The following is a 5,287-nucleotide window of genomic DNA, read 5'->3' as shown; positions in this document are numbered from 1 at the left end:
CGCTGTCCCAGCCGAGACCGTATTCTAAGGAGTTGTCCGCATCGTCAGGCCATAAAGGCGCCTTGTACTCCTCTTGCGCCATAGCCGTAGTCGATTTGCCGGACAATATTTCTTCCGCTTCTCCCGTAAAAATTTGCGAGAATCGAGCCAAATCTTCCGCCGTGGAATAGATACCTCCAGCTCCGATCACGTTGAGCGTCTCGTTGGGAAGTTGTCCAGCATAGGTAGGATAATAGAGCCCCGCCATCTTCGCTGTGTTCGGAGAATCGAGCGGCGTCTTCGTATTGACCATACCCAGAGGTTCCGTAATATATCGATGGATATAAGGGGTGATGTTCATGCCGACTTGGGACAGACCAGCGGATCTGTTCCGCTTCCTTTTTGGATTCGTTCTCTCCATTTTCTACGTTTGAGCTATCTTTGCACACGCACAATCCACTTTCTGGCCTCTTTTTGCCACCAGGTCACGAGCTTTTTGCTTAGTTTCTTCAGCTTCCGGGAATACCCCCGTAGTACCGGATCGATTTAAATGTTCATCTGGAATGTGTCGGATCACTCTGGCGATGAATTCCTCCACCGTCACTTGCTCGCTCTTTTCTTCCCCGCTTTTTTTATCGTAATAGCTATAGATGACGTGTTCTCCGTCGTAGGACTGAATTCGCATGAGCGCAATCGCTGGACGCTTGATGTACCGTCCAATGTAGCCCAACTGATTCTTGACGTTTCCTTTTTGCTTCGGAGCATGCACATAAAAGCCTGCTCCATTCGCGGAATAGGCTTGGTGTAGTCTCCCCCCCCCCTCTCGTGGTTTTCGTTCAGGGGGCACAGGTCTTTGATCTTTTCCCATTGGTCGTCAAGAATTTCTTATCTCCTGAACTGGCTCGATTTAATGTGCGCGACCTAACAGGCCAAAGCGGCCGCCCAGGGATCATTCCCCTGAGCAGCTGCTTTTGTTTATGGGCTATGAGGACTTATCAAGTTCTAGGGGTAAATCCCTGTGATGCCGATTACCAGTTGTTCCCCGACACTCTGATTACATTAAACCCAGGGCTCTTGTCTTCTCCATAGATGGCCTTAATGCCGGAATTGTTTAGCTTTACGTTCGTAAAGCTGGCTGCTCCAAGCACCGGCCCTTGTCCCTGCTCTGCACTTGCGACCAGCTTGATGCCGTAGCGCGGCGCATTGTTAACGTTGATGTTCTCCAGCCGGACGTTTTGCATCGGATTTTGGTTAGGGTACATTGTCTGGAACAATCGTTTCCATCTAGATCAACAATCGCAAGCCCACTGCAAAGCATACCTAAGTCGTCTTGAATCATTACCTTTTTTATCATCCGGAGATCCTCCCTTTTTTAGGCACAAAAAAAAGGACACCGCAGTAGCAGCCTCCTTTATGCCATCCATATTTGATTTTTTATACATGAGTTACATCCATAAGGTATATATCATGTTTCTATCCCTAAAGGGATTACAGAAGCTGTGGACGTCCGTTAGTTATGATCCTAAATGATGTACTCCTAAAGGAATCATCTAGAAAAACAACATCGTTGTTCCTCAATAACATCTGTACTATTTATAACTCCTAGGAAAAAATTAATGTTGTTGAGCTTCTTTAGGCAGGAAATCTTGGATTGTGAATTTCTGCTTTAGATCCTGCATGGATACAGTAATCTCTCCAATAATACTGCGATCCACGAGCAATCTTACATAACCCGCAATCAGAGCGCTATCATTAAGAAGCATTTGTTCGTCACATTCGCATTTTTGAACTGGAACATCAGTTACTACTAATGTTCCTCCATCAAATTGGCGTTTATTAGTAATCAACATAGTATTGATCTCCTTTTTGCACCGGCCACATTGAGACATAAAGCATCCCTCCTATGACCTTATTTTATCATGGTTTACTAAATTCAACAAAAAATAGATGCGCTATTTTTATCCAAAAACTGCTCGACTAATCAAGACAAGTGTTCCTACGATGTAGGTAAGGATAAGCAAGGCATGTACTTTGTTTGCATCTTTAGCAGGCATCATTTCTATTCCTCTTTTCTCATGATTTAGGGATATATTTGCTGTAACGCTCCCTATCCACAGGAAATACTGTTTTTACGATGAACTGATTACCAGTCTTCATCAAGATAATCACGACAGCCCAATTACCGGATACTGCAGGACCGATAATGGTCCGCTCCGGTTCAGGATTTCTTCCTCCCTCTCCACTATCGTACCCTTCGACGATCTCACCATTAGCAATTGCCCATACGATATCAAGTTCGTCGAACACACGATCCGGATAATCCGAATTATGATAACGATCTTGCATGTAATGTGGACTAATCGTAGTGACGTAACCATCAAGATGATTTACGCCTTTTCTTATGCATTCCAGCTCTTTAGGCCAGTATTTCTTCATATGGTCCATCTCTATCTCCCCCTTTTCATGTTTTTGGACATAAAAAAAAGCCTTGAAATGAAAAAAAGGCATAACCAAAAAAATGGTCATACTTTTTCAACCTCAAGGCATATTCTATAAGTTGTCAATTAAGACAACAGCTCCTTCTCCAGCTGAATATAAGACAGCGGAGAAAATGAATGTGTTTCGTAATGAGGTAATTATATCCTAATCATTGTAAAGGGGCAATAGCGTAGGCAGATTCTTTCAATCGCCTTCTATTGCCCCATATTTACATTCATTTTTAAGCTTTTTCTAAAAAAAATTTGTTGCTGTTTAAGGAAAGTAAAGGTTTAGATCGACCAAATAATAAAATACGGAAACCATAGATTATAGCCTGTCGATATTTTATTGAACAATAGTGTCCCATCCCTCACGAATAGAATGTGCCAAGCGCAAAGCTAGTGAAAAATAAAACTGGAAGGAAACAACAAGTTAGTCATGGTTGGAGATTCCGTCACGGTGCGAATGCGGCTGTAACGGCCGATAAGAGATTAAGGAACAAATAGAATCTTGTCAATGAAATAGGAGGCTTCTTGGCGAAGCAAAGGTTCTTTGGAGCGGAAATCGACTGAACCGTCAGAATTGGTTATTGTGACTGGATCCGTAACTCCGGCAGCAACAAGCTTGCTTACGGCCTTGATAGCCGATTCATCGGTTTTCCCTGCCAATCGGACCTCATCGCCAAGCGGCCATGGAAGAGGAATGCGCGTTAAGATGACGGCCATTTCTTCCCGAGTTATCGTGCGATCCGGTTCAAATCGGCCTCCGGTCTCCTCCCCCAACCAATGCTGCTCGACCGCTGCCTGTATCTCTTTGAAGGCAAAATGGTGTTCGATATCCGTATAACCGGATTTCGATTTGGAGGGCGGATAGCCGACAGCATGCAGCAGCATTGTGATGAATTCCGCACGGGTCACGGACGCCTTGGGGTCAAAACTGCGCCCATCTCTTCCATTAATGATATCAAGCGAATGGAGCTTTTCTATAGACGGTTGGTAGGGGCTTTCTTTCGAGACATCGGAAAACAACGCTTTTTCCTGTATTTTGGGCGAATAGGCTATCGGTGACTTGGAGGGTCTATACATATAAGCAATACCGCCATCCTTTTGTTCAAGAAATGCTATTTTCTTCCCGTGGTCATCCATAAACAACAAGGGATCTATCTTTTTCAAAGTAGTCTTGCCATTCCCCAATTTGTATCTATCTTCCGCTACAAGTTGTCCGTTATTGTACGTAATTCTAGTCACAAATGACGGGGTATGCAGGTCTTTGTATAATCCAACGTAACGCGCGGCTTGCTGTTCTGTCAGAGGTGATACCGATTCAGGCATCTCAGTGCTCTTCGGATAATAATGGTCCATAAAAGCAGCATACAAATCCGAGCGCAATTCGGAATCATTATTATAAATGACGAACATTCCCGTTTTGCGCTCAGGCAGTAGCCATGTAAAAGAGGCATGTCCGGGGATGTTCCCACCTTTGCTGACGACATACTGACCATTCGACAGTTCATTGAAAATGTTTTCAAATCCATAGCTTGTAATAGGTATGGCCGGATGAGCGAAAACGGAAAACTTGCTCATTCGTTGAACACTTTGTTCACTTAACATTTGCCGATCTCCGGCCTTTCCTTTTTGTAGAAGCATGATCATGAATTTAGCCATATCGCTTCCGGTGGACAACATTCCGCCCTGAGGCATGTCCGTAGGATAAAGGCCATACTCCGGATATGGTGTGCCTTCCGGATCGTAAGCTGCAGCCATTCGGGCTTTAAGCTCTGGGGTTACAAGATCATGGGAAGAATTCATGCCGAGTGGTTGAAAGATGTTTTTATCCATGTATTCATGAAAAGGGAGCCCGGTAACTTGTTCCACGGCATATCCCGCCAAAGCAAAAGCATAATCGTCATACTGGTAGGCTTCCCCCGGCGTCCGGACGATGGTTGGCATTCGATCCATTAAGAAATCTCGAAGAGAATTCTCTTGATTGAGAAGATCGGGCGAGGCGTCATCGTCTTTTTCATATGGGAAATCGAACCCAGTCATGTGGGTCAGCATATTTTCCAAAGTTAGCAGTTTACCTGTCGAATTTGGTATTGTGATACCTCCGAGATATGATTGGATGTCCTGATCCAGCTTGATCTTCCCTTGGTCTGCAAGCTGCAGCACAGCCGCAGCTGTAAGCGTCTTAGAAATGGAACCGATGCGAAAAACGGTATTGGAATCAACTGGGGTTTTGCTTTCTTTGTTTGCATACCCGTATCCTTTGGATAAAACCACTTGTCCGTCCTGAACGACGACGAACATGGCACCCGGAACATTGAACTTCTTCAGGCTTTTCCCAAAGTAATTGTCCGCGAAGGCCTCCACTTCTTTGGGGTCAACCGGACCGCTTGGAGCAGCAGGAACAGCTGCAGTTTGAATCGCTGTGATTGTTTGCCCCTTAAGAGGGAGCGGTTCCGCACTGACACTATACCCTCCGACCAAAGCAATTAAGTAAGTCACAGCTAGAGACGTGCTTAGCGTTACAGCGAGCACTTTTGAAACTCTTTTTTTACGCATTAGAAAATCCTCCGTCAATGAAATTAGTATAGGCTGGAAGTACCCTCTCAGCGTAATATGATGAATTATTTCCCCACACAGTCTTCCGACTAGTTCATCACCTAGCCTAAGGTCAAGCAAAAAAAGGTCAGACCTCAGCAGCTAACTCCGATGGCTACGGTGTGCCTTTCGATTGTTTCGATTGCGATTGACGATATATGCCTACAAAAAACTAGTACCTTGACCGCGAATAATTTTACCTTTAAGCTCTCCGTATAGAGTCAAATGGG

The 5,287-nt window shown here is 44.6% G+C and carries 4 protein-coding genes and 2 pseudogenes; all 6 read right to left on the bottom strand.

All coding sequences use genetic code 11. From position 1 onward, the window contains the following. Positions 1-343: pseudogene (locus IEY53_RS34540) on the bottom strand (serine hydrolase); the annotation flags it as partial. A gap of 2 nt (positions 344-345) precedes the next feature. Continuing rightward, positions 346-790: pseudogene (locus IEY53_RS34535) on the bottom strand (transposase); the annotation flags it as partial. Between the two features lie 217 nt (positions 791-1,007). Next, positions 1,008-1,241 (bottom strand): hypothetical protein, encoded by a 234-nt coding sequence (locus IEY53_RS34530; RefSeq protein WP_373293983.1) that lies wholly within the window; start codon positions 1,239-1,241, stop codon positions 1,008-1,010. A 351-nt stretch (positions 1,242-1,592) separates the two neighbouring features. After that, on the bottom strand, positions 1,593-1,829 hold the full coding sequence (locus tag IEY53_RS34525) for a hypothetical protein (RefSeq protein WP_229696535.1): 237 nt from the start codon (positions 1,827-1,829) through the stop codon (positions 1,593-1,595). 223 nt (positions 1,830-2,052) lie between these two features. Then, a complete protein-coding gene (locus tag IEY53_RS34520; RefSeq protein WP_189032838.1) occupies positions 2,053-2,424 on the bottom strand; it encodes a DUF4258 domain-containing protein in 372 nt (123 codons plus the stop codon). Positions 2,425-2,948: 524 nt separating this feature from the next. Continuing rightward, the gene (locus IEY53_RS34515) at positions 2,949-5,036 is read right to left on the bottom strand and encodes a serine hydrolase domain-containing protein (protein WP_189032836.1); all 2,088 of its coding nucleotides are present in this window, start codon (positions 5,034-5,036) and stop codon (positions 2,949-2,951) included. Positions 5,037-5,287 lie beyond the last annotated feature (251 nt).

Source organism: Paenibacillus albidus (genome assembly GCF_014644435.1).
GTDB classification, from domain to species: domain Bacteria; phylum Bacillota; class Bacilli; order Paenibacillales; family Paenibacillaceae; genus Paenibacillus_AQ; species Paenibacillus_AQ albidus.
The sequence above is the reverse complement of the archived record's forward strand: the minus strand, read 5'-3'. Positions and strand labels throughout refer to the sequence as shown.